We start from the raw sequence: 21,210 nt of genomic DNA, 5'->3' as shown, positions 1-21,210 counted from the left end.
TCGATTCACCTGTGCAGGCTGTGCGGCAGACACAAAAGAGGTCCAGCTAAAGCTGAACCTAACCTTTTTTATTGAATTGATTCATTGTCTCCAAAAAATTGTTCCCTTTGATGAAATGGTCGATCGCTTCGACACTTTCTTTTACGGAGTGCAGCATTTCGGCGTGTTCGTCTTTCGGAAAAGGGCTCAACACGTGCTGAATGACCGTCATGTTGTGTTGTGGCCTTCCGACCCCGATGCGGATCCGGTTGAAATCTTGCGTCCCTAAGTGTTGAATCAAACTTTTGATGCCATTATGCCCGCCAGCTCCACCTTTTTGGCGAAGCCTTATTTTTCCTACCGGCATATCCATATCATCGTATACGACAACCAGATCTTCGATCGCGATGTTGTAGTAGTCCATCAGTGGCCTTACCGATCTTCCCGAATCATTCATGAATGTCAGCGGTTTGACGAATAAAACTTTTTCTCCGTTTACGGTGGTCTCTATGTATAACGCTTCAAATTTATTTTTATTGTATTTCTCTTTATTCTGAAAGGCCCACTCGTCTAAAGTAATAAAGCCGACATTGTGCTTCGTATCGGTATACTTAGGACCTGGGTTCCCCAATCCAACAATCATTTTCATTTGAATTCCCCTATATTTTCCAGTCGTATTTATGTCCGCAAAGGATCAAGCGCAGGCTTTCTTTCCCTTTACGCCAAAAAAGGCCGCACGAATTTCATCCGCACAGTTTGCTTTTGACCAGTATACCACACTCCTCGGATAATCGTAAGAAATCGGATTGGGACGCGCAAAAAATATTGTGAACAAAATCGCAACTCTCCATTGAAAATGGAAGTGTTTTATTTTATAATATTTTTATATAATATTTCACAGGTTGTTCACTGTCTATCACTGTCGCGCAATCATCGCTGGTTCTGAAAATCTTTGCCGACCGGGATAGGCCCAAAGAGTAATCACCTTTGTTTAGTGTTATAATAGAACCAGCAAATAGTGAGAGGAGCATTATAATGGCAGAATTGAGTGGAAGTACAGGACAAAAAATTATTTTAGTCGGTGACGGCGCTGTAGGATCAAGCTATGCGTTTGCATTGGTTACACAAAACATTGGTCATGAGTTGGGTATCATCGATATCAACAAAGCAAAAACCGAGGGAGACGCAATCGATCTTTCCCACGCTTTAGCTTATACCTCACCCAAGAAAATTTATGCAGCATCATACGCAGATTGCCACAACGCTGATATCGTAGTATTGACTGCAGGGGCTGCTCAAAAACCTGGCGAAACACGTCTCGATTTAGTAAGCAAAAACTTACGCATCTTCAAGTCAATCATCGGAGAAATCATGGCTAGCGGATTCGACGGCATTTTCTTGGTCGCATCCAATCCAGTGGATATCCTTACTTATGCAACTTGGAAATTTTCAGGACTTCCTGCTAACCGCGTCATCGGTTCCGGTACTTCCCTGGACAGTGCTCGCTTCCGTCAAAGCATCTCTGCGCTTGTAGGCGTAGATGCTCGTAATGTCCACGCCTATATCCTAGGTGAACACGGCGACACCGAATTCCCGGTATGGTCCCACGCCAACGTTGGCGGACTGCAGATATACGAATGGGTGAAACAAACTTCAGCCGTGGATGAAAAAGCTTTGGTCGATGTATTCTTCAAAGTGCGCGATGCTGCCTATGAAATCATCGAGAAAAAAGGAGCGACCTTCTATGGTATCGCTGTAGCCTTAGCCCGTATCACGAAAGCAATCCTGAATGACGAAAATGCGATCATGCCTTTATCCGTCTACTTGGATGGGGAATATAACCACAAAGATATCTTCATCGGCGTGCCGGCAGTCATCAACCGTTCCGGTATCCGCAACATCATCGAAATTCCTTTATCTGATGCAGAACAGGAAAAAATGGATTTATCCGCTACGACACTGAAAAAAGTGTTGGAAGAAGGATTCGCCAGCCTGGAAGCAGACGCAAAATAATCGTATCCGATCTCAAACACCCGTTGGTCCCTTTTAGGGATGCCGGGTGTTTTTTTGTGGTTTTCGGTGATTTGGGGTTGTGGGCATGAGGGCCCGTACCGCAAAAAAAAGTCCTCCCAAAGGAGGACTTTTTTGATTAACGAAGTCTTAGTCGATGATTACGAATTTTTCTTGGAACAACGGGCTTACTGAGCGGTTTTCGTGGATACGTTTGATTGCTTCAGCGATCAATTGTGACACGGATACCTGTACGATCTTGTCGCTGACTTTTTCAGCAGGGATATTGATCGAATCAGTAACAATCAATTCTTTGATTACGGAGTTGTTGATGCGGTCCATCGCTGGACCTGACAATACAGCATGTGTGCAGCAAGCATAGACATCCAACGCGCCTGCATCCTGCAATGCTTGGGCAGCCAATGTGATTGTACCTGCAGTATCGATCATGTCGTCGATCAGGATACATTTTTTGCCTTCGACATTGCCGATGATGTTCATGACTTCGGCAACGTTGGCTTTCGGTCTTCTCTTGTCGATGATGGCAATCGGAGCTTTGATGAATTCAGCCAATTTGCGGGCTCTTGTCACGCCACCGTGATCAGGTGAAACAACAACTACGTCATCGTGCAGAACTTCATGATCCAAGAAGTAGCTTGCCAATAACGGAGCTCCCAACAGATGATCAACCGGGATATCGAAGAAACCTTGGATTTGAGGAGCATGCATATCAAGTGTCAACAATCTGTCAGCGCCGGCCTGCGTGATCATGTTCGCCACTAATTTTGCTGTGATCGGCTCACGTGATTGTGCTTTGCGGTCTTGGCGTGCATAGCCATAATAAGGCAACACGATGTTGATTGTTTTGGCACTCGCGCGCTTCAAAGCATCGATCATGATCAAAAGTTCCATCAAGTGGTCGTTTACCGGAGAACTTGTCGATTGGATGACGTAAACGTGGCAACCTCGGATACTTTCGTCGATGTTGATCTTGATTTCACCGTCGCTGAATTGCGATGAAGATAGGGTCCCTAACTCCACACCAACGTCAGCCGCAATTTTCTCAGCCAAAGGGCGATTTGAACTTAAGGAAAAAATCTTAAGTTTTGGATCTTTGTAATGTTCTGTCATGATAATCCTCCGTTAATCTTTTGTTTTTACCAAATTTAACACATGCTGATATTGTAATTTCAAAATCATTCTACCATACATGTATAAGGTTTTGTTTTATTTTTTGGCTGGTGGTAATTTCTCCCAGTAGCCTGGCTTGTTCTCCTGGCGGCTGCGGGCGATGCCCATCGCGCCTTCAGGCACATCTTTTGTGATGGTCGAGCCTGCAGCAAGGAATGTATTGGCCTCGACATTGACTGGCGCCACAATGTTCACGTTGCAGCCGATGAATGTATTGTCACCGATGCTGGAACGGTGTTTGTGCTTGCCGTCATAATTCACGAATACAGTGCCGCAACCGACGTTGATGTTTTTACCGAGATCCGCATCTCCCACATAAGTCAAATGTCCGACTTTTGTATCTTCGTTCAATACAGCATTCTTCACTTCCACAAAATTTCCGATGTGGACGCGTTTTCCGATGTGGCTGTTCGGTCTCAAGTGGCTGAACGGACCGATATTGCTGTCCGATTCCATCACGGAGTCTTCCAAGTTTGAACTTCTGATCTGGACGCGATCACCGATCGTTGTGTTGCTCAGTTCTGAGCCTGATCCGATGAAGCAATCTTCCCCGATGACCGTTTTCCCTTTCAGGAATACATTCGGTTCAATGACTGTGTCGCTTCCGATGATCACAGCTGATTCGATGTAGGTGTTATCCGGATCGATCAAAGTAACGCCATTGCGCATATGTTTTTCATTGATGCGTCTTTTCATGTAGACGGAAGCTTCTGCCAACGCCACACGATCGTTCACACCTAAGGCTTCTCCCATATCGCTCATCTGGTAAGCCGTCACGATTTCACCTTGATTCTTCAGGATTTCGATGACATCCGGCAAATAGTATTCACCTTGCGCATTGTTGTTGCCTACTGATTGCAGCGCGGCAAACAAAAACTTGTTATCGAAAGCATAGGTTCCGGTATTGATTTCCTGCACGAGCACTTCTTCCGGAGAAGCATCTTTTTGTTCCACAATTTTTTCTACGTTATCTGAAGCATTTCTGATGATGCGGCCATAACCGGTCGGATCGTCAGCATGCGCAGTCAGGATAGTTGCTTTCGCTTTTTTCTCTTCATGGTATTGCAACAAGGCTTCCAACGTCTCAGCCGTCAGGAGCGGTGTATCTCCGCAGATGACCAACGTAGTGCCCTCTTCGTTCTCCAGCACAGCTTGCGCTTGCAGGACAGCGTGCCCTGTTCCCAATTGTTGCGCCTGCAATACATATTCCGAACGATCCCCCAAGCATCCTTTAACAGTATCCGCTCCATGACCTACAATTGTCACTACCTTCTTAATGCTAGCAGCCTCAACTTGATCCACGACGTGCTCTACCATTGGTTTTCCGCAAACTGCATGCAGTACTTTATAAAGCTTACTTTTCATGCGCGTTCCTTGACCAGCAGCAAGTATGATTGCAAAACGATTAGCCATAAGCAACTCCTATCTTTTCATTTTATTCCTTCAACTAAATTATCTTAGCCTAAAAACTTGCTTTTTTCAATATAATGTCGTACATAAATACAGACTTCTTTTCATTTTCTAATGGAAATACGAAGAATGCGGATACATTGTTTCTTATTGACCGGTTTTTTGGTTATACTTGTAGACAGGAAGACACATCGAAAGGATTGGTTCCAATGACAAAACCAACTGCATCATTTTGGATACACGAACTGTTGCTTCAACCACATGCGGAAGGCGGCTATTTTCGCGAAACCGGCCATTCTCCCGAACTGATTGTTACCGAAGACCGGCGGGAACGCTACCTCTACAGCAATATCCTTTTTTTGTTGACTGCAGATAACCCTTCGCATTTTCACCGTTTGAAGTCCGATGAGGCTTGGTACTTCCATGAAGGCAGTACGTTGACGATCCATCTGTTGCATCCCGATGGCCGTTATGAGGCAGTCAAGATGGGGCGCCATCCCGAAAAAGGAGAGCTTTTCCAATTTACGGTTCCGAAGGGGGTCATCTTTGGAAGCAGCATCGAAGGATCATCCGGAGACTATGCTCTCGTTAGTTGCATGGTTTCCCCAGGATTCGATTACCGTGATTTTGAATTGTTGCCTTATGACGCATTAATCAAAGTCTATCCTGATTACGGGAGCATTTTGGAAAAATTGGCCTACAAAAAACTGCCGGAGGCTTCCTTCAGTAAAGATCACGTGTGAATTCCTCAGAAATTCCACTTGGTGAAGCCCGCTTTTTCCTGAACGCACACCAAAGAGCCGGCCCTTAATTTTAAGGTCCAGCTCTTTTTTATGCTTATTCTCAATCGGCGCTTGAATCGAAATAATTGCCCAAGCCCACACTGATGGAATGATCTTTCAAATCAATATTATTTACGCGGATAAGCGAAGTATAATCGAATACTTCACGCTTGGAATTGTAGCCAGCTTCCGCGAATACGGTCACGCCGACTGTTTCCGATTCAAATTCAGAAATCATGCTGCGCATACCGTTGATGGTACCGCCGCCTTTCAGGAAATCATCGACAATCAGAACTTTGGAACCGCGCGGTAAACTGCGCTTGGATAGTTCCATTTTTTCGACCCGATCGGATGAGCCTGAAACGTAATTGATGCTCACTGTGGAGCCTTCGGTAATTTTCGAATCACGGCGTACGATGACGAACGGCACATTCAGATAAGTGGCGACTGCTTGCGCGATCGGAACCCCTTTGGTGGCGACCGTCATGACTGCATCCACTTTTTTGTCGACGTATTGAGCCGCGATGACACGCCCAATTTTTTGCAACAATTCCGGATTGCCCAACATGTCGGAAAGATAGACGTATCCCCCTGGCAACAGACGATCTTTGCTGTTCATGATTTCGCACATTTCTTCTATAATTTCGCGGGCATTTTCTTTGGTGATTGTCGGAATATATTTGACGCCTCCGGCTGCGCCAGGCAACGTTTCGACAATCCCTGTTCCCCGATCTTCAAATGTTTTTTTGATGATGGATAAGTCCTCACTGATGGATGATTTCGCTGATTCATAACGTTTAGCGAAATAGGTCAATGAAATCAACCGATGCGGTCTTTCTAATAAGTAACGGGTCATGTCGACTAACCGTTCACTGCGCTTTATTTTCAATCCAAATCTCTCCTCATATTGCGTTCTTTTCCCTATTATATAGTTGATTCCTGAAAAATGGAAGCTTTTAATTGTCTATTGTTCGTTTTTAATCGAATTTCAACAAAAAAAACAAGAGCAATGTTCTGCTCTTGTCCATATATCTTATTGTTAAGATTCTACTTCTTTTCGACGATGACCTTATAGAGGCTCGTCAGAACGAACATCGCCACGAAAACTAAGGTGATTGTGGCCCCGGGAGGCGTCCCGTACTGATAGGAAGCAAACAATCCTCCGTACATCCCCGTCAAGCCGATGCCGATCCCAAGCAGGATCACACCATTGAAGGTATGCACCAACCTCATCGAGATGGCTGCCGGCAGTATCATTATCGAAGAAACCAGCAAGGAACCAGTAATCGGCATCACCACACTGATGGCTACCCCGGTGATCACAGACACCAACAACGACATCATGCGGACCGGCAAGCCCGCCGTATGGGCTGTGTCTTCATCAAACGTCAACACATACAAAGGCTTGCGGAAGATCAGATACAACAAAACGACTATGATTGCCAACGCCAACAAGATAACGATTTGCTCATCATTTATCGTGATGATCGAGCCGAACAGGAACTGTTCCACACTTGCGTTCTGTTTCCCCGACACGAAGCTCATCAACACCAAAGCTACTGCCATCCCTGTAGCCATCAAAATCGCGACGGATATTTCCGAATAACCTTTGAAGATGACGCGCAAGTACTCGATTCCGACCGCCGCCAAAATGACGATGCCTAATGTGGTAAGCGTAGGATTAATGTTGAGAAGCATCCCTAAAGCAACTCCTGCTAAGGATACATGGGATAATGTGTCCGACATCAAGGACTGCCGGCGCAAAATCAGCAGCAAGCCCAAAACGGGCGCCATGATCGCAATCAATGTTGATGCTTGGAAGGCTCTTTGCATAAATCCATAGAGAAACATCTCCACGGCGAATCCTCCTTTCTGACCAACTGGATATGGGTATCCACAAATTCTTTGATATCTTCATGCTCATGCGTAACCATGATGATCGCTTTATTGTGGACTTGTGAATTGTGTTTCAGCAAACGATAGAAACGCTCGCGCGATTCCTTGTCCATGCCGGTTGTCGGCTCATCGAGCACGAACAAGTCCGGATCGGTTGCGAAAATGCGGGCCAAAGCGATGCGTTGTTTTTGTCCACCGGAAAGTTCCCCGATTTTTTTGTTGCGCATCTCCCACATGCCGACTGATTCCAAGGCTTTTTTTACATGGATATTATCTTCCTCATCCAATTTTTTGAACCATTTGCCTTTTTGGTATCTGCCGGACTCCACAAACTCAAGTACCCTGCTCGGAAAACCGATATTGAACGACGAAATTTGCTGCGGTGCATAACCAATCGTGAGCTTTTCCCCACGATAGTTCACCTTCGAAATTGTCGCGCTGCCCTCCCGGGGATTCAACAGGCCCAGGATGCTTTTCAATAAAGTGGATTTCGCAGCGCCATTTTCGCCTGTAAGAATGACGAATTCCCCTTCGTGCACTTGGAATGTGATATCCTGCAGGACAGGTTCATCATCGTAATAGAACGACAGATGCTGTACATCGATATATTCCAATTGAATCCCTCTCTTCTGTTACTGGATCACTTTTTTCAAAGCTTCCAAATTTTCTTCCATCACACTCAAGTAATCTTTGCCCGCTTCTTGGTCTTCATCCGTTATCCCTTCAAGCGGACTCAACACTTCCAGCGAGGCCCCTGCTTCTTCGGCAAGCGTTTCTGCTGTTTTCGAAGATGCGCTGTCCGAGTAATAAACGGTAGTGATCTGATTATCGATCATAAATTGCTGCAGTTCAGCCAGTTTGGCAGGATTCGGTTCCGCATCGGATGACACATCGGAGACAGCCACTTCAGTCAGATCGTAGCGACGGGCGATGTAGCCAAAAGCTGCGTGCTGCACGACGAACGTGCGGTTTTCGGCAGTCTCAAAGGAAGTCTGATATGCCAAGTCCAGTTCCGCCAATTTCTCCTTGAAGGCAGCGGCATTCGCTTCATAACTCTCTTTATTCGCTTCATCCGCCTCAAGCACTCCGGCCAAAATGGCGTCGACTTCCTCTTGTGCGTACACAGGATCCAACCAGACATGTGGATCGACGCTGTGGGCATCTTCGCCTTCTTCTCCGGCTTCATCGCTGTGCTCTTCTTCGGCAGCTTCATCTTCTTGCATTTCAAATAGCGCGATTTCCTCGGCAGCTTCGACAACGATCACATCGCTCGATTCAATGGACTCCAATACGCTTGGCACCCACGTTTCCATTTCATCGCTGTTGTAGACGAACACATCAGCGTCAGCAATCGCCGCGATATCCTGCGGTGTCGGCTCATAGCCATGCGATTCTTGTCCGGCATCCAACAAAACGGATACTTCGCCATTGTCACCTACTACATTTTTCGCAAAATCATACATCGGATAAAAGGTTGTGACAACCTTTATGCCATCCTCAGAAATGCCTGATTCGCTGTTTCCACTTGTTCCGCAACCAACCAGAACAAGGGCTGCCGCAGACAAAATGCCTGTCATTTTCAGTCTATTTAGCATAATTTATTATTCCTCCAAAACGTAATGATTCCTGTTTAAGTCCCGATAGACACTTTATCACAACCGGATGCAACGCGTCAACCATTTCGCTTCCGTTTCACAAGCAAAAACCGCGAACATCCAAAGGAGTTTCGCGGTTTTGGTTAAGCCTAGACATTAGTGTATTAAAAATTCGGTTGTGCATCACCATAGGTGTTCACACAATTTCAAAATATTCTACATTCCAAAAAGATGGCTAGCGGTCCAAGCCTGCCTCTCGGAAATTAGATAAATCTGACCCATTGCGCTCTGCGATGCTCATTTGCATGGGACTCTTAGGGGTTTATCCCTTAGAGTCCCAGTATAAGGTGACCATAGGGAACGTTGCGAGGCCAGATTTCCTAAATTTCTTTCGAGGCAGAGCGGGCTTGTCCCGCTTTTCTACTCATTCTTCATTCAGCAGTCGGACCATGTATACTTCTTCGCAGAATCCGCGCAAACTGTTGTAGACTCTTTTGATGCGCGATGTGTTCCTGCTGAATCCGATGATGGTAGGGCCACTGCCGCTCATCGTCACGCCGTCGAGGCCGTACTTCTCCATCCGGTCCTTCAATTTGCGCAGTTCCGGGTGTTTATTGAAGGTCACTTGTTCCAAAGCATTCCCTACGTTCTGGCACATCCGTTCGTAATCGCCCTCTTCGATGGCTTGCGCTACGATGCGGGAAGTCGGCTTGTGTTGCAGTTCCTCGACAGCCAGCAGACGGAAAATCGTCTTCGTCGAGACGCTCAGGCGCGGTTTCGCCAAAATCACCCAACAGGATGGCATCGGCCGCAATTTCCGGACGATTTCCCCCCGGCCCGATACGAAAGCAGTGCCGCCCACTATGCTGTAGGGAACATCCGAACCTACTTGGTTGCCGATCGCAATGAGTTCTTCAACAGAAAGCTGCAGATCCCAGATCTTGTTCAGCGCGCGCAGAGCTGCGGCGGCATCCGTGCTGCCGCCGCCCAATCCGGCTGCAACAGGGATTTTCTTGTCGATTTCAATTTTGATTCCCTTCTTTATCCCACAACGGTCTTTAAGAAGCTTCACTGCTTGATAGACATGATTACGCGTATCCACGGGCAGAAACACTTTATTTGTGTAGATCCTGATTTCATCTTCTTCGAGAGGAGTAAAAGTAAGATGGTCCGCGAGGTCGACTGAAGCCATCACCATTTCGAGTTCATGATAATAGTCATCCCGCTTATACAGTACATCTAACGCCAAATTTATTTTTGCCGGCGCACGTTCAATCCATTCCATCGCTCCACGCTCCTCTCCACTGTTCTTATAATACAATACTAGCGTAAGCGTGCCCTTTTTAAAAGAAATATATGTCAACAAACAAGAATTAGTTTCTGAATGCACAATATCTCATGGCTCAGTGCCCGGAACCGGTTTGTTCCTCACACGCTTCCGCCTGCATCAAGCGATTTTTCGATAAAAAAAAACAGACATTTCGATGTCTGTTTGATTTATTTGGAATAAGTTCTTACATAATTTAAGCGTACTGGCATTTTTCTTCATCGTAAAATAAGATCTCTACAGCTTCGGTTAAAACATCTGCATAACTGTATGATACACGTTCAAATGCATTTTCGTTTTGGTCTAGATCAACTACAAATACAGCATGATACGTTTCCCGTAAAATACCTTTTCGTTCCGTCTTGCGTTTGCGTCCTGCTTGCGCAGTCAGCATAACTTTCTGCCCTAAGTGACATTCCAGTTGTTCCTTAATCTGACTCAAATTATCCGGCATTCTGTTTCACCTCACTGAGTCCCATTATAACACAGATAAATTAAATTAACAAGTATATCACAGAGGACGTATGCACGCAACTATGAAACGAATAAATTTTTAAAGAAATCTTATCAACTTTTTTTACTTTTTTTTAGTAAAACAGCTGAATGAAAAATTGCACCGCGGATGCCTCCCCTTCGCTTTGATACGGGATCCGGAAGGTGGGTCATCCTGCTCGACGGTGCCTCCGGACACTGAAATATCAGGCAATCTTTCAACGGTTTATTGAACGTCCAAATATTTGACCAAGGCGTTCGCAAGGGCCGCAAATTGTTCAATGCTCAGGGCTTCTGCCCGTTTTGAAGGCTCAATGCCAGCTTCTTCAAGTCCGGCTGTCAAAGCCGCCTTGACCTCTTCCGTTTTGCCGTAGCGGGACTGCAGATTGTTCCAGAGCGTTTTTCTGCGCTGATTGAAACCGGCACGGACCAGATCAAAAAAGAACTTCTCATCCGTAACCTTCACTTTGGGTTCCGCTCTGCGCTGCAGCTTCAGGATTGCCGAATCGACATTCGGTTGCGGCACAAAAACGGTCTTCGGAACGATGAAGGCAATCTCGGCTTCCGTATAGTAGTCGATCGCAATCGTCAATGAACCGAAGGCTTTCGTTCCGGGCTTGGCCGTCATACGCTGTGCGACTTCCTTTTGCATCATCATCACAAACGTATCGATCGGCAAATCCGTCTCGATGAAATTCATGATGATTGGCGTCGTGATGTAGTAAGGCAGATTCGCGGCTACCACTAATCGGTCAGCCGGTTCAAAATGCTCCTCGATGACCTGCGGAACATTCGCCTGCAGAATATCCTGAAAAATGATTTCGATATTATCGTATTCCGCAAGTTCTGTCTTCAAAATAGGCGCCAATCGTCTGTCCACTTCAAACGCTACTACTTTTTTGGCTTCTCTGGCAAGACGCTCCGTCAATGCTCCAATACCGGGCCCGATTTCGATCGCATTGGTGTTTTTGTCTATGCCGGCTGCAGCCACCATCTTCGTCAATATATTCGGTTCCACCAAAAAGTTTTGCCCCAGGCTCTTCTTCATGGTCAGATGGTATTTCTTTAAGATGGCGTTCGTTCTGCTTGGTGTTGCTATATCCTTATCGTGTTCTAATCCACTCATCTGTTTTCCTCCTCCTGCCGCTGAGCGGTCAGGCTATCCTTTTCATCCAGTTCTTTCAAAATGACTGTCATCGCTGCATCAACATCTTCTTTTTCCAGTTGGAACATGCGCAGGCGTTTCAATAACTGTTTGCCGTTGGTATGGCCGATTCCGAGCACATCCCCCAGCAATTCCCGATAGCGCCCTGAATCGGCATGTCCGACCAAATGCCATTCATCAAGGAATTTCCTGTCGATGTCGCTCGTTTCAGCTTGCCTTTGCGTGTAGACATTCTTCAGCGCTTCCCTTATGATCTCGGGGGAGGCATGCTCAATTCCGAGGCTTCCGCCTTTCGGGGATTGCGCGTCATCCTTACGCAAAAACGCATGCTTGACATCGGGGATCCGTTCCACGATCGTTGCCCGGATCTTCCCGCCCGGATAATCCGGATCGGTGAAGACGATGACGCCCCGCGTTGCTTGCGCATGGGCAATCAACCGCAGCGTTTCTTCGTTGATTGCCGATCCGTTCGTTTCAATCGTATCAGCCTCCACCGCTTCCTTGATCCGTTTGGTATCGTCTTTCCCCTCAACCACTATGATTTCTTCTATTTTCATTTGTCATCCAACCCAAATAATTTATTTGCATTTTCGGTTGTCTGCAGCGCAATCTGTTCGAAGGTCTGGCCGCGTAATTCAGCAATCTTTTCGGCTACATAGCGTACATAAGCCGGCTCGTTTCTCTTTCCACGGAAAGGGACGGGCGCCAGATACGGCGCATCGGTTTCGACCAGAAGCTTCTCGATCGGTGCAGCTTTGGCCACTTCATGCACTTCCGTCGCTTTTTTGAAAGTGACGACGCCGCTGATCGAAATGTGCATGCCCAAATCCAAAAACTTCTTCATGTAGTTCACATCACCGCTGAAGCTGTGCATGATGCCGCCTATATCGCGCACATCCTCTTCCTTCAGAATGCGGTACGTGTCTTCGATAGCGTCACGCATATGGATGCTGATCGGCAGTTCCAATTCTTTGGCGATCGCGATTTGCCTTCTGAATACTTTCGCCTGAACATCATGCGGCGCTGTGTCCCAGTGATAGTCCAGACCCATCTCGCCCATGGCAACAACCTTTTTTTCTTCGAGCAACGCCATCAGGCTGTCCTCCACTGCCGCAGTATAGGTCGCTGCTTCCGTAGGGTGCCAACCGATGATGCTGTAGATTTCAGGATATTTCGCGCTCAATTCAAGCGACCTTTTTATCGTGTCCGCATCGAAGCCCACTACCGCAAATCTTCCGACACCGGCTTCGTGAGCCCTTACGATGGCCGCGTCAGCATCATCCGCAAAAGCATCCACATTCAGATGCGTGTGTGTATCAAATAATAGTTTATCCATAGATTCCTTTCCGGTTCCTGTGGGGAGGCCTTTGCCCCACTGACTCTTCTGCATTTAAAATGGACAAAGGAGTCCGGGACAACTGTCCCAGGCTCCTTGAATCACAAAAACCCTTATGCCACTGTAGAACCATTTGCTGCCGATTCAGGTGCGAGTATCACTTGCAGTACGCCATCCTTCTCAGCAGAAAGGATCATCCCTTGGCTGATTTCGCCTTTCATTTTGCGCGCTTTCAGATTAGCGACAATGATGACTTTCTTGCCGATGAAATACGCAGGATCCGGATACCATTGCGCGATGCCCGACAGGATTTGGCGATGACCTTCATCACCCGCATCCAGACGGAATTTCAGCAATTTGTCCGCTCCCTCGACCTTTTGGCAGTCGATGACTTCAGCTACCTTCAGCTCGACTTTATCGAAATCTTCGTATTTGATCTGTTTTTCTTTTTCGGAAGTCAGTACGGTAGTCGTTGGATCCCACTCGGCCGCGACCGTTTCCTCTTCCGCTGGGGCCGTTCCGCCCATTTGTTCCTTGATGTAGGCGACTTCCTCTTCTGTAACCAAACGGGGGAAGATCGGCGTGCCTTTTTCGACTACCTTCACGTCCGCCGGGAACGTTCCGAAGGCTACGTTTTCCCAAGCGCCTTGTTTTTCGAAGTCCAATCCGAGTTGTTCATACATTCTGAACGGCGCTTGCGTCATGAACGGAGACAAGAGAATGCCGACAACGCGCAAGGTTTCCGCCAAGTGCGCCATAACGCTTCCCAAATCCGCTTGCTTGGACTCATCCTTCGCCAAGACCCATGGAGCTGTCTCGTCGATGTATTTGTTCGCGCGTGAAATGAGGCGCCATGTTTCGGACAAGGCCGAGCTGAACTGCATGTTGTCCATTTCCTTCTGGTAATTCTCGGTCACTTCCGCCGCCATCGCTTTCAGTTCCGCATCGAAAGCCGTTTCTGCTGCAGGCGCCGAAGGGATATTCCCTCCGAAATATTTGTTGATCATGGCGATTGTTCTGTTCAGCAAATTGCCCAGATCATTCGCCAAATCATAATTGATCCGGTTCACGTAGTCTTCTGGCGTAAAGATGCCGTCGCTGCCGAAGGTCACTTCGCGCATCAGATAGTAGCGCAAAGCATCCAAACCGAAGCGCTCCACCAACATATCCGGATAGACAACGTTGCCTTTGGATTTGGACATTTTGCCTTCCTTCATCAATAACCAACCATGTCCGAAGATTTTTTTCGGAAGCGGAAGATCCAAAGCCATCAGCATGATCGGCCAATAGATGGTGTGGAAACGGACGATTTCTTTCCCGACCATATGCACATCAGCCGGCCAATATTTTTGGTAAAGGGAATCATCATCCGAACCGTATCCCAATGCAGTGATGTAGTTCGCTAAAGCATCAATCCAGACATAGACCACGTGCTTCGGATTGCTCTTCACGGGAATCCCCCAGGTGAAGGTCGTCCGTGAAACAGCCAGGTCCTCAAGGCCCGGTTTGATGAAGTTGTTGACCATCTCGTTTTTGCGCGACTCCGGTTGGATGAAATCTGGATGCTCATCGTAATAAGCCAACAGACGATCCGCGTATTTGCTCATACGGAAGAAGTAGGACTCCTCTTTCACCAATTCAACTTCGTGCCCGCTTGGCGCAACCCCGCCGATGATTTTTCCGTCGGCATCGCGGTATACTTCAGCCAATTGTGTTTCCGTAAAGAATTCTTCATCGGAAACGGAATACCAGCCTTCGTATTCGCCAAGATAGATGTCGCCTTGTGCCAATAATTGTTCGAAGATCTGCTGAACGGCCTGCACATGATCATCATCTGTCGTGCGGATGAACTTGTTGTTGGAAATGTCCAGACGATTCCACAGATCCTGCATATCCTGGGCCATGCCGTCCACATATTCTTTCGGTGTGATGCCCAATTCTGCTGCTTTGTTCTCGATTTTTTGTCCATGCTCATCTGACCCGGTCAGGTAGAACACATCGAACCCCATCAGTTTTTTATAGCGCGCCATTACATCGCATGCGATAGTAGAATACGCATTTCCGATGTGGAGCTTTCCGCTCGGATAATAGATTGGAGTAGTGATATAAAATGTATTTTTGTCTTTAGCCACGAATGAGTGCGCCTCCCTGAATTCTAAGTTCTTTGCGAATGTACGCAACTTACCGTACCATTCTACCACAAAAGTCAAGGGTTTGGGGGCGAAATTCGAAACATGCGGCCATCTCCTGCCAACGCCTGCACCTCCGGATCCACGCACCAAAAAAGCCGAAAGCAAATTACAGCTCCCGGCCTCTCCAGCATCATCCAGCATTTGTCACTTATCCGTATAGTTGTGGATCGCATCCCGCAAAAATGCAGCGGCCCCTTTGCCTGATGCTTTATCGTAGTAAGCGGTGAACCTTTCGTCGTCGACATACATCTGGGCCAGTCCACGATGCGCTTCCGGAGAGTAGCTCGGCCAAGTATAGCTCAGCCATTGTTTATGCAACGCAGCAACCGCCAAGGCAGCCTCTCCGCCGGCATCCCCCGTAGCCATCGCTTCCGTCAGCATCTCCTGCAAGCGTGCGGCCATCTCCTGCATTGCGTCAAAATCCGCTTCGCTCATTCCTGCGAACTTCTTATTTGATGCCGCAACGGTCTTTTCTCCGAATTTTTTGCGAATTTCCTGCCCGTAGCGGATTTCGTTCTCGTCGAGCAGTTCCTTCTTCAAGCCTTCGAATTTTTCTTTGTCGCTCATCCTTCCGCCTCCTCTTTTTTCTTCAAGCGTAGCATCCACCGTTTTGATCAGCAATTCGATTTCTTTCTTTTTCTCCAACAGCGCCTGTTTATGTGCGACCAATGATTGTTCCGCATCATATGCCGGATCATCCATCGCGGCTTTGATCTTATCAAGCGAAAAAGACAACTGTTTGAAGAACAGAATCTGCTGCAGCCTGTCCACCTCTGTCTCACCATAGATGCGGTAGCCAGAGGAACTGGTACGTTTGGGCTTCAGCAGGCCGATTTCGTCATAGAAGCGCAGCGTCCTCGTGCTGATGCCGGCCAATCGGCTCAATTTTTGGATTGTATATTCCATTCTATCCCCTCCGATAATCCTATCTTACACCTTGACGCTGCGTTAAGGTCAACAGCTTCTCTTCATATCTACGCAAAAATCAAAAAAAGACAGCCCCGGAGGACTGTCGTAGGTTTTTCGGATTATCTTGCAACACGAACGGCAAATGATGCGCCGGAAAGGTTGTAAGAAGAGTAAGTAACTGTTTGGCCTGGTGCTGGAGCGTGGATGTATTGTCCGCCGCCTACGTAGATCGCAACGTGATAAGTCGCGCCTCTCGAACCCCAGAAGATCAAATCTCCCGCTTGTGCAGCTGATACAGCAATCTGTGTACCTGAGTTTTCTTGAGGAACTGTGTAGCCACCGATTTCGATGCCGTATGCTTCTCTGAAGACATAAGACGTGAAGCCAGAGCAGTCAAAGCCTGACGGTGTTTTTCCGCCCCATACATAAGGAACGCCGATGTATTTTGCGGCAATGGAAACAACATCGCCTGTTGGTGCCGATAATGCTGGTGCAGTAACGACTGGCGCAGACACAACTGGTGCGCTGACGACTGGTGCAGCTGCTGCAGGAGCAGACACAACTGGTGCACTTTCAACAACTGGTGCAGCGGCAACCGTTTGAGCAGGAGCAGCTGACTCGGAACTTGCAACTGTGCTTGATGCAACATCAACGGATGAAGCAGCGGTTGAAGATTCTTCTGAGCTTGCTTGTGCGACTGTTGCAGCTACAGTTGCTGCGGCAGCTTCAGCAGCGGCAATGGCAGCAGCTTCTGCGGCGGCTCTTTGGTCAGCTTCTTCTTTTTGCGCTAAGAACATTTGGCGGTCGGATTCAGCCGTTGCTTTTTCAGCAGCCAAAGCGGCAACTGCGCTTTCTTGTTCGATTTTCTTCACTTGCAGATCGCCTTTAAGTTGTTCCAACTCCATGGCCATTGCATTGATTTCGTTCAAATTTTCTTCAGTTTTATTTTTCTTGTCTTCAACAGCCTTTTGATCCGCAACTTGCTGTTCTACCAATTCTTTATTGGCTGAAACCATTTTTGAAACAACATCGATGCGGGATACCAAATCTGTGAAAGATTCGGATGCTACGATAAAGTTCAAGTAGTTTTCGTTTGAACCGTTCACTTGAACAGATCTTGCTTGCTCATCCAGTTGTTCTTCGCGTTGTGCGATGACAACTTGCAATTCGGCAATATCTTCTTGTAAAGCAACAATCTCATCTTGTGTCTTTACGCGGTTTGCCAAAAGAGTCTCCGCTCTTTTTTCGGCTGCATCAACTTCTGCAGTGATTGCAGACAAGTTTTCTTCTGCCGTGCTTTGTTTGCTGTCCAATTCAGAAATTTTAGTTTCTTGCTGTTGGATTTTTGTTAAGATTTCATCTGCTTGAGCTGTAAAAGGCGTTACTATACTTGTTGCAAGGATCGTACCTGCTAATGCGATAGCCACTAATTTCTTCTTCAAGTCTAATTCCTCCACTTACATTCGATTGTCGTTAGTTATAATTCTTATATATCTTTTAACTTTTTATAGTTTTTCTTAAGATTCATCAACATAATGAATCATAACATAGTTTTTTTTCGTTTAACCCGGTTTCGACAAGTTGTATCCTAACTGTAACATTTCTGTAAAACGGCGGGCCTAATGTATCTGAATCCGCGTAATCAGTAATATTTCCTGCCTTTCCCCACTTCGTAACATTTATGTAACATTGCTTTTTTTATTGTCACGGTTGACATCTGAAGTTTTGCTGCGCTATACTTACGGCAATTAACCAATACAATAAAAAGCGATGAAAAAGACAGTAGAATCGGGATTTTGTCCTATAGAGAGTCAGCGGTTGGTGGAAGCTGATGCAAGCCTGGATTCGAATTACACTTTGGAGCTTTCTTATGCGCATAAGCGTCCGGCATACGATACATGTCAGAGTGGCAAAGTCTTTCCGATTCGGATGACTTTGCAAGCTGGGTGGTAACACGGTAACTATCGTCCCTGTTCAAACAAGAATTTTCTTGTCTGGACAGGGATTTTTTTGCATATAAATTTATGAGAAAAGGAATGAAGCACATGAATATCATCGACGAGTTAGAATGGCGCGGTGCCATCAATCAACAAACAGACGCGGAAGGCTTACGCAAATTAACGGAGGAGGAGCAGATCGGCCTTTACTGCGGCGTCGATCCGACCGGCGACAGCCTGCATATCGGACATCTGATCCCTTTCATCGTATTGAAGAGATTCCAATTGGCCGGACACAGACCCGTCATCCTGATCGGCGGCGCGACCGGATCGATCGGCGACCCAAGCGGAAAGAGCGAGGAACGGGTTCTGCAATCGATGGATCAAGTCGTCGAGAATGCAAATGCTCTGACTGCTCAAATGAAGAAACTGTTCCTGTCCGACAGCTCGGCCGACATCCGCCTCGTCAACAACTATGACTGGACCAAAGATTTGACACTGTTGGATTTCCTGCGCGACTTCGGCAAAAATTTCAACATCAACACGATGCTGGCTAAAGATATCGTAGCCAGCCGCTTGGACACCGGTATTTCCTTCACGGAATTCACTTACCAAATTCTGCAGTCGATGGACTTCCTGCACCTTTTCCAAAATGAGGGAGTCAACCTGCAGATCGGCGGTCAGGATCAATGGGGCAACATCACTGCCGGTTTGGACCTGATCCGCAAAAAAGAAGGTACAGAAGCAAAAGCTTTCGGGTTAACGATTCCATTGATGCTGAAAGCGGACGGCACAAAATTCGGCAAGACTGCCGGCGGTGCGGTCTGGTTGGATCCGAAAAAAACAACTCCTTACGAGTTCTACCAATTCTGGGTGAACCAGGACGACCGCGATGTCATCAAATACTTGAAATACTTCACTTTCCTTTCAAAGGAAGAAATCGATGCTTTGGCCGAAAAAGTGGAAACTGAGCCGCACAAACGCGAAGCCCAAAAAGTATTGGCAGCTGAAATGACGCGCTTCGTCCACAGCGAACAAACCTTGGCGGATGCGTTGAAGATCACTGAAGCTCTGTTTACCGGCGAAGTGAAGGAATTGACTGCCGATGAAATCGCTGAAGGCTTCAAAAATATGCCGACTTTTGAGTCCGACCTGAAGGAACAGGAATTGGTCACTTGGCTGGTCGACTTGGGCATTGAACCGTCACGCCGCCAGTCACGCGAAGACATCCAAAACGGCGCCATTTCCATCAACGGCGATAAAGTCACGGATTTGGAATTCGTCATCACTGCCGAAAACTCTTTCGAAGGCCGCTTCATCCTCGTGCGCCGCGGCAAAAAGAAATATTTCCTGGTAAAGTTGGTGTCTTGATATGACGACCCCGCAGCTGTTTTCGCGCGAAACGTCACTCCGGCTGGAACCTGTTGAAAGCATGGAGCAGATCAACGAGCTGTCCCGCTTAGCTGACATCATCTGGCATGAATACTATCTGCCGATCCTCGGTCCGGACCAGGTCACCTATATGTTGGAGAATATCCAGTCCAGAGCGAATCTGGAAGAGGATATCGAAACAGGCAAATTGGATTATTTCCTCATCAAAAGCGAGGGCCAATCCGCCGGTTACCTGGCTATCCAACTGCAGGACGACAAGCTGTTCATCAGCAAACTTTACCTGCTGAAGGAGGCCCGTGGGCAAGGCTACGCCTATCAGATTATGCAAAAAATGGTCGATTTGGCAAAGCAAGAACGGAAAAAAGTTCTGGAGCTTACCGTCAACAAATATAATGAAGGTTCCATCGCATTCTACGAAAAATACGGTTTTGTCCGCACGGAATCCATCGTCTCCCCCATTGGAGGCGGCTTCGTGATGGACGATTACGTCTACCAATTCCCGCTCACACCGGAACAATAAACAACCTAAATAGAGGACAGCCAAGCAAACGCTCAGCTGTCCTCTATTTTTTTGCATTAGCTAATTCGACCACTCTTTCGGGCTCCACATCCGCCCGTCCAGTTCGCCTTCCATTTGTTCCATCCGTTGGTACTGCTCCTGGAAAAGCTTCTTCGTCTCCTGGAAGAGTGCTTTTTGCCGGTAGTCTTTGCTTGCTTCCACTAAATGGTCCAGTTGTTCCTGAACCCAATTTTCGGTCTCCATTGTCATCCCTCGCTTTATCCTTACCCCAGCTGATTTCCTTCCATTTGCGCCAACGTCCACGCCAGGTCATCCAGCTGCTCGCGGTTGTCATCCAAAACGGCAAGCAGATGCTCCACCAGTTGCTGATTTTCTTCGGAAAGTCCAGCTTTCCCGAGCGACTGCAACTGGATTCTGAACCAGTTTTCTGAAGTCTTGAGACTGGCGTCATTGTCTTTGGTCAGGTATTGCTGGTAAGTGATCAGCAACTCTTTCCTCTTACTGTCGTTCAGATAATCGAATTTAGAAACAACCAACGTCTGCAAGTACACCATGCCGCATTTTTTCGCCATCGCCTGGTAAGGCCGGGTCAGTTCCGAAATCGTGAAGCCTTCCCTCCCCCCTGCTTGGTATTCCCGTTCATTCACACCGAGTGCCAAAACGAGGCCGAATTCTTTCCCCGACAACCTGCCTCCGTCAGTCCCGTAGGCTAACCCTTCCGTCAGGACGACATCCTGCCATTGCTTCAATAAAGCAGGCGAGCTGTACCAATAGAACGGGAATTGGAAGATGATGCGGTCATACTGGAGCAATTGTTGTTGTTCGGCTTCCCGATCGATCTGTCCATCCGGATAAACCGATTCGAGATGATGCCAAGTTACCCCTTCAGCCGGAAGGCTTTCCCACAGAAACCTTTGCGCATTCGAATCAGCCAGCGTCGGGTGGCTGACTATGATCAATGTCTGCATCCTTTCACCTCATTCTCTCAATAGTTCTTCCTCCGCATCATAACAAGCTGCCGGCCAGAGTTCAAGTTGCATGCTCAACCCCTCCCGAAACAAACAAAAATCCCTTCCT

21 protein-coding genes and 1 other annotated feature are annotated in these 21,210 nt (G+C 47.2%); of the genes, 4 read left to right on the top strand and 17 right to left on the bottom strand.

Annotated features, from left to right (window positions below; translation table 11 throughout):
• Nucleotides 1-58 precede the first annotated feature (58 nt).
• Entirely contained in the window at nucleotides 59-628 is a 570-nt protein-coding gene (gene pth / locus BM184_RS01115) for an aminoacyl-tRNA hydrolase (RefSeq protein WP_086942194.1), read from the bottom strand.
• Between the two features lie 386 nt (nucleotides 629-1,014).
• Here pth and BM184_RS01110 point away from each other — a divergent pair, with 386 nt between their 5' ends.
• Complete coding sequence (locus BM184_RS01110; protein ID WP_086942193.1) at nucleotides 1,015-1,992, top strand: L-lactate dehydrogenase; 978 nt, start codon at nucleotides 1,015-1,017, stop codon at nucleotides 1,990-1,992.
• A gap of 147 nt (nucleotides 1,993-2,139) precedes the next feature.
• Here BM184_RS01110 and BM184_RS01105 read toward each other — a convergent pair whose 3' ends face one another.
• Both BM184_RS01105 and glmU read right to left on the bottom strand, forming a co-directional pair.
• The gene (locus tag BM184_RS01105; RefSeq protein ID WP_086942192.1) at nucleotides 2,140-3,120 is read right to left on the bottom strand and encodes a ribose-phosphate diphosphokinase; all 981 of its coding nucleotides are present in this window, start codon (nucleotides 3,118-3,120) and stop codon (nucleotides 2,140-2,142) included.
• A gap of 96 nt (nucleotides 3,121-3,216) precedes the next feature.
• Nucleotides 3,217-4,593 (bottom strand): bifunctional UDP-N-acetylglucosamine diphosphorylase/glucosamine-1-phosphate N-acetyltransferase GlmU, encoded by a 1,377-nt coding sequence (gene glmU, locus BM184_RS01100; protein WP_086942191.1) that lies wholly within the window; start codon nucleotides 4,591-4,593, stop codon nucleotides 3,217-3,219.
• A 206-nt stretch (nucleotides 4,594-4,799) separates the two neighbouring features.
• Between glmU and BM184_RS01095 the strand changes: the two genes are divergently transcribed.
• Nucleotides 4,800-5,333 carry a cupin domain-containing protein gene (locus BM184_RS01095; protein WP_086942190.1) on the top strand — a complete coding sequence of 178 codons (534 nt, stop codon included), beginning with the start codon at nucleotides 4,800-4,802 and terminating at the stop codon, nucleotides 5,331-5,333.
• A gap of 100 nt (nucleotides 5,334-5,433) precedes the next feature.
• On the opposite strand, the gene purR is transcribed toward BM184_RS01095, so the two are convergent.
• From purR to BM184_RS01035, 12 genes are all read right to left on the bottom strand, one after another.
• A complete protein-coding gene (purR, locus tag BM184_RS01090) occupies nucleotides 5,434-6,261 on the bottom strand; it encodes a pur operon repressor (RefSeq protein WP_086942189.1) in 828 nt (275 codons plus the stop codon).
• Nucleotides 6,262-6,419: 158 nt separating this feature from the next.
• Complete coding sequence (locus BM184_RS01085; protein ID WP_218150957.1) at nucleotides 6,420-7,229, bottom strand: metal ABC transporter permease; 810 nt, start codon at nucleotides 7,227-7,229, stop codon at nucleotides 6,420-6,422.
• The gene (locus tag BM184_RS01080; protein ID WP_086942187.1) at nucleotides 7,175-7,882 is read right to left on the bottom strand and encodes a metal ABC transporter ATP-binding protein; all 708 of its coding nucleotides are present in this window, start codon (nucleotides 7,880-7,882) and stop codon (nucleotides 7,175-7,177) included. The genes BM184_RS01085 and BM184_RS01080 overlap by 55 nt, the downstream gene beginning before the upstream one ends.
• An 18-nt stretch (nucleotides 7,883-7,900) precedes the next feature.
• Nucleotides 7,901-8,863: a metal ABC transporter substrate-binding protein gene (locus BM184_RS01075; protein ID WP_086942186.1), complete on the bottom strand. Its 963-nt coding sequence runs from the start codon at nucleotides 8,861-8,863 to the stop codon at nucleotides 7,901-7,903.
• Nucleotides 8,864-9,287: 424 nt separating this feature from the next.
• On the bottom strand, nucleotides 9,288-10,148 hold the full coding sequence (gene ispE / locus BM184_RS01070) for a 4-(cytidine 5'-diphospho)-2-C-methyl-D-erythritol kinase (RefSeq protein WP_086942185.1): 861 nt from the start codon (nucleotides 10,146-10,148) through the stop codon (nucleotides 9,288-9,290).
• A 238-nt stretch (nucleotides 10,149-10,386) separates the two neighbouring features.
• Nucleotides 10,387-10,644, bottom strand: a complete 258-nt coding sequence (locus BM184_RS01065) for a Veg family protein (protein ID WP_068559042.1) — start codon at nucleotides 10,642-10,644, stop codon at nucleotides 10,387-10,389.
• A 264-nt stretch (nucleotides 10,645-10,908) separates the two neighbouring features.
• Nucleotides 10,909-11,808 carry a 16S rRNA (adenine(1518)-N(6)/adenine(1519)-N(6))-dimethyltransferase RsmA gene (rsmA, locus tag BM184_RS01060; protein WP_086942184.1) on the bottom strand — a complete coding sequence of 300 codons (900 nt, stop codon included), beginning with the start codon at nucleotides 11,806-11,808 and terminating at the stop codon, nucleotides 10,909-10,911.
• The gene (rnmV, locus tag BM184_RS01055) at nucleotides 11,805-12,404 is read right to left on the bottom strand and encodes a ribonuclease M5 (RefSeq protein ID WP_086942183.1); all 600 of its coding nucleotides are present in this window, start codon (nucleotides 12,402-12,404) and stop codon (nucleotides 11,805-11,807) included. The genes rsmA and rnmV overlap by 4 nt, the downstream gene beginning before the upstream one ends.
• On the bottom strand, nucleotides 12,401-13,183 hold the full coding sequence (locus tag BM184_RS01050) for a TatD family hydrolase (RefSeq protein WP_086942182.1): 783 nt from the start codon (nucleotides 13,181-13,183) through the stop codon (nucleotides 12,401-12,403). Before BM184_RS01050 ends, rnmV begins: the two co-directional genes overlap by 4 nt.
• 113 nt (nucleotides 13,184-13,296) lie before the next feature.
• Nucleotides 13,297-15,315: a methionine--tRNA ligase gene (metG, locus tag BM184_RS01045; RefSeq protein WP_245830587.1), complete on the bottom strand. Its 2,019-nt coding sequence runs from the start codon at nucleotides 15,313-15,315 to the stop codon at nucleotides 13,297-13,299.
• 204 nt (nucleotides 15,316-15,519) lie between these two features.
• Entirely contained in the window at nucleotides 15,520-16,281 is a 762-nt protein-coding gene (locus tag BM184_RS01040; RefSeq protein WP_086942180.1) for a MerR family transcriptional regulator, read from the bottom strand.
• Nucleotides 16,282-16,403: 122 nt separating this feature from the next.
• Complete coding sequence (locus BM184_RS01035) at nucleotides 16,404-17,726, bottom strand: C40 family peptidase (protein ID WP_086942179.1); 1,323 nt, start codon at nucleotides 17,724-17,726, stop codon at nucleotides 16,404-16,406.
• A gap of 319 nt (nucleotides 17,727-18,045) precedes the next feature.
• Nucleotides 18,046-18,259, top strand: a binding site (T-box leader).
• A 70-nt stretch (nucleotides 18,260-18,329) separates the two neighbouring features.
• On the opposite strand from BM184_RS01035, the gene tyrS reads away from it, so the two are divergent.
• Both tyrS and BM184_RS01025 read left to right on the top strand, forming a co-directional pair.
• Complete coding sequence (gene tyrS / locus BM184_RS01030) at nucleotides 18,330-19,592, top strand: tyrosine--tRNA ligase (protein WP_086942178.1); 1,263 nt, start codon at nucleotides 18,330-18,332, stop codon at nucleotides 19,590-19,592.
• 1 nt (nucleotide 19,593) lies between these two features.
• On the top strand, nucleotides 19,594-20,133 hold the full coding sequence (locus BM184_RS01025; RefSeq protein WP_086942177.1) for a GNAT family N-acetyltransferase: 540 nt from the start codon (nucleotides 19,594-19,596) through the stop codon (nucleotides 20,131-20,133).
• Between the two features lie 60 nt (nucleotides 20,134-20,193).
• Here BM184_RS01025 and BM184_RS01020 read toward each other — a convergent pair whose 3' ends face one another.
• Entirely contained in the window at nucleotides 20,194-20,376 is a 183-nt protein-coding gene (locus BM184_RS01020) for a hypothetical protein (protein WP_086942420.1), read from the bottom strand.
• 20 nt (nucleotides 20,377-20,396) lie between these two features.
• Nucleotides 20,397-21,101: an NAD(P)H-dependent oxidoreductase gene (locus BM184_RS01015; RefSeq protein ID WP_086942176.1), complete on the bottom strand. Its 705-nt coding sequence runs from the start codon at nucleotides 21,099-21,101 to the stop codon at nucleotides 20,397-20,399.
• Nucleotides 21,102-21,210: the final 109 nt, after the last annotated feature.

The sequence above is a fragment of the Trichococcus pasteurii genome (assembly GCF_900112935.1).
GTDB classification, from domain to species: domain Bacteria; phylum Bacillota; class Bacilli; order Lactobacillales; family Aerococcaceae; genus Trichococcus; species Trichococcus pasteurii.
This window is presented reverse-complemented; position numbering and strand designations above follow the sequence as displayed.

Coding starts and splice junctions, on each gene's coding strand:
- pth (WP_086942194.1), bottom strand. CDS start 628: ATGAAAATGATTGTTGGATTGGGGAACCCAGGTCCTAAGTATACCGAT.
- BM184_RS01110 (WP_086942193.1), top strand. CDS start 1,015: ATGGCAGAATTGAGTGGAAGTACAGGACAAAAAATTATTTTAGTCGGT.
- BM184_RS01105 (WP_086942192.1), bottom strand. CDS start 3,120: ATGACAGAACATTACAAAGATCCAAAACTTAAGATTTTTTCCTTAAGT.
- glmU (WP_086942191.1), bottom strand. CDS start 4,593: ATGGCTAATCGTTTTGCAATCATACTTGCTGCTGGTCAAGGAACGCGC.
- BM184_RS01095 (WP_086942190.1), top strand. CDS start 4,800: ATGACAAAACCAACTGCATCATTTTGGATACACGAACTGTTGCTTCAA.
- BM184_RS01075 (WP_086942186.1), bottom strand. CDS start 8,863: ATGCTAAATAGACTGAAAATGACAGGCATTTTGTCTGCGGCAGCCCTT.
- ispE (WP_086942185.1), bottom strand. CDS start 10,148: ATGGAATGGATTGAACGTGCGCCGGCAAAAATAAATTTGGCGTTAGAT.
- BM184_RS01065 (WP_068559042.1), bottom strand. CDS start 10,644: ATGCCGGATAATTTGAGTCAGATTAAGGAACAACTGGAATGTCACTTA.
- rsmA (WP_086942184.1), bottom strand. CDS start 11,808: ATGAGTGGATTAGAACACGATAAGGATATAGCAACACCAAGCAGAACG.
- rnmV (WP_086942183.1), bottom strand. CDS start 12,404: ATGAAAATAGAAGAAATCATAGTGGTTGAGGGGAAAGACGATACCAAA.
- BM184_RS01050 (WP_086942182.1), bottom strand. CDS start 13,183: ATGGATAAACTATTATTTGATACACACACGCATCTGAATGTGGATGCT.
- BM184_RS01040 (WP_086942180.1), bottom strand. CDS start 16,281: ATGGAATATACAATCCAAAAATTGAGCCGATTGGCCGGCATCAGCACG.
- tyrS (WP_086942178.1), top strand. CDS start 18,330: ATGAATATCATCGACGAGTTAGAATGGCGCGGTGCCATCAATCAACAA.
- BM184_RS01025 (WP_086942177.1), top strand. CDS start 19,594: ATGACGACCCCGCAGCTGTTTTCGCGCGAAACGTCACTCCGGCTGGAA.
- BM184_RS01020 (WP_086942420.1), bottom strand. CDS start 20,376: ATGGAGACCGAAAATTGGGTTCAGGAACAACTGGACCATTTAGTGGAA.
- BM184_RS01015 (WP_086942176.1), bottom strand. CDS start 21,101: ATGCAGACATTGATCATAGTCAGCCACCCGACGCTGGCTGATTCGAAT.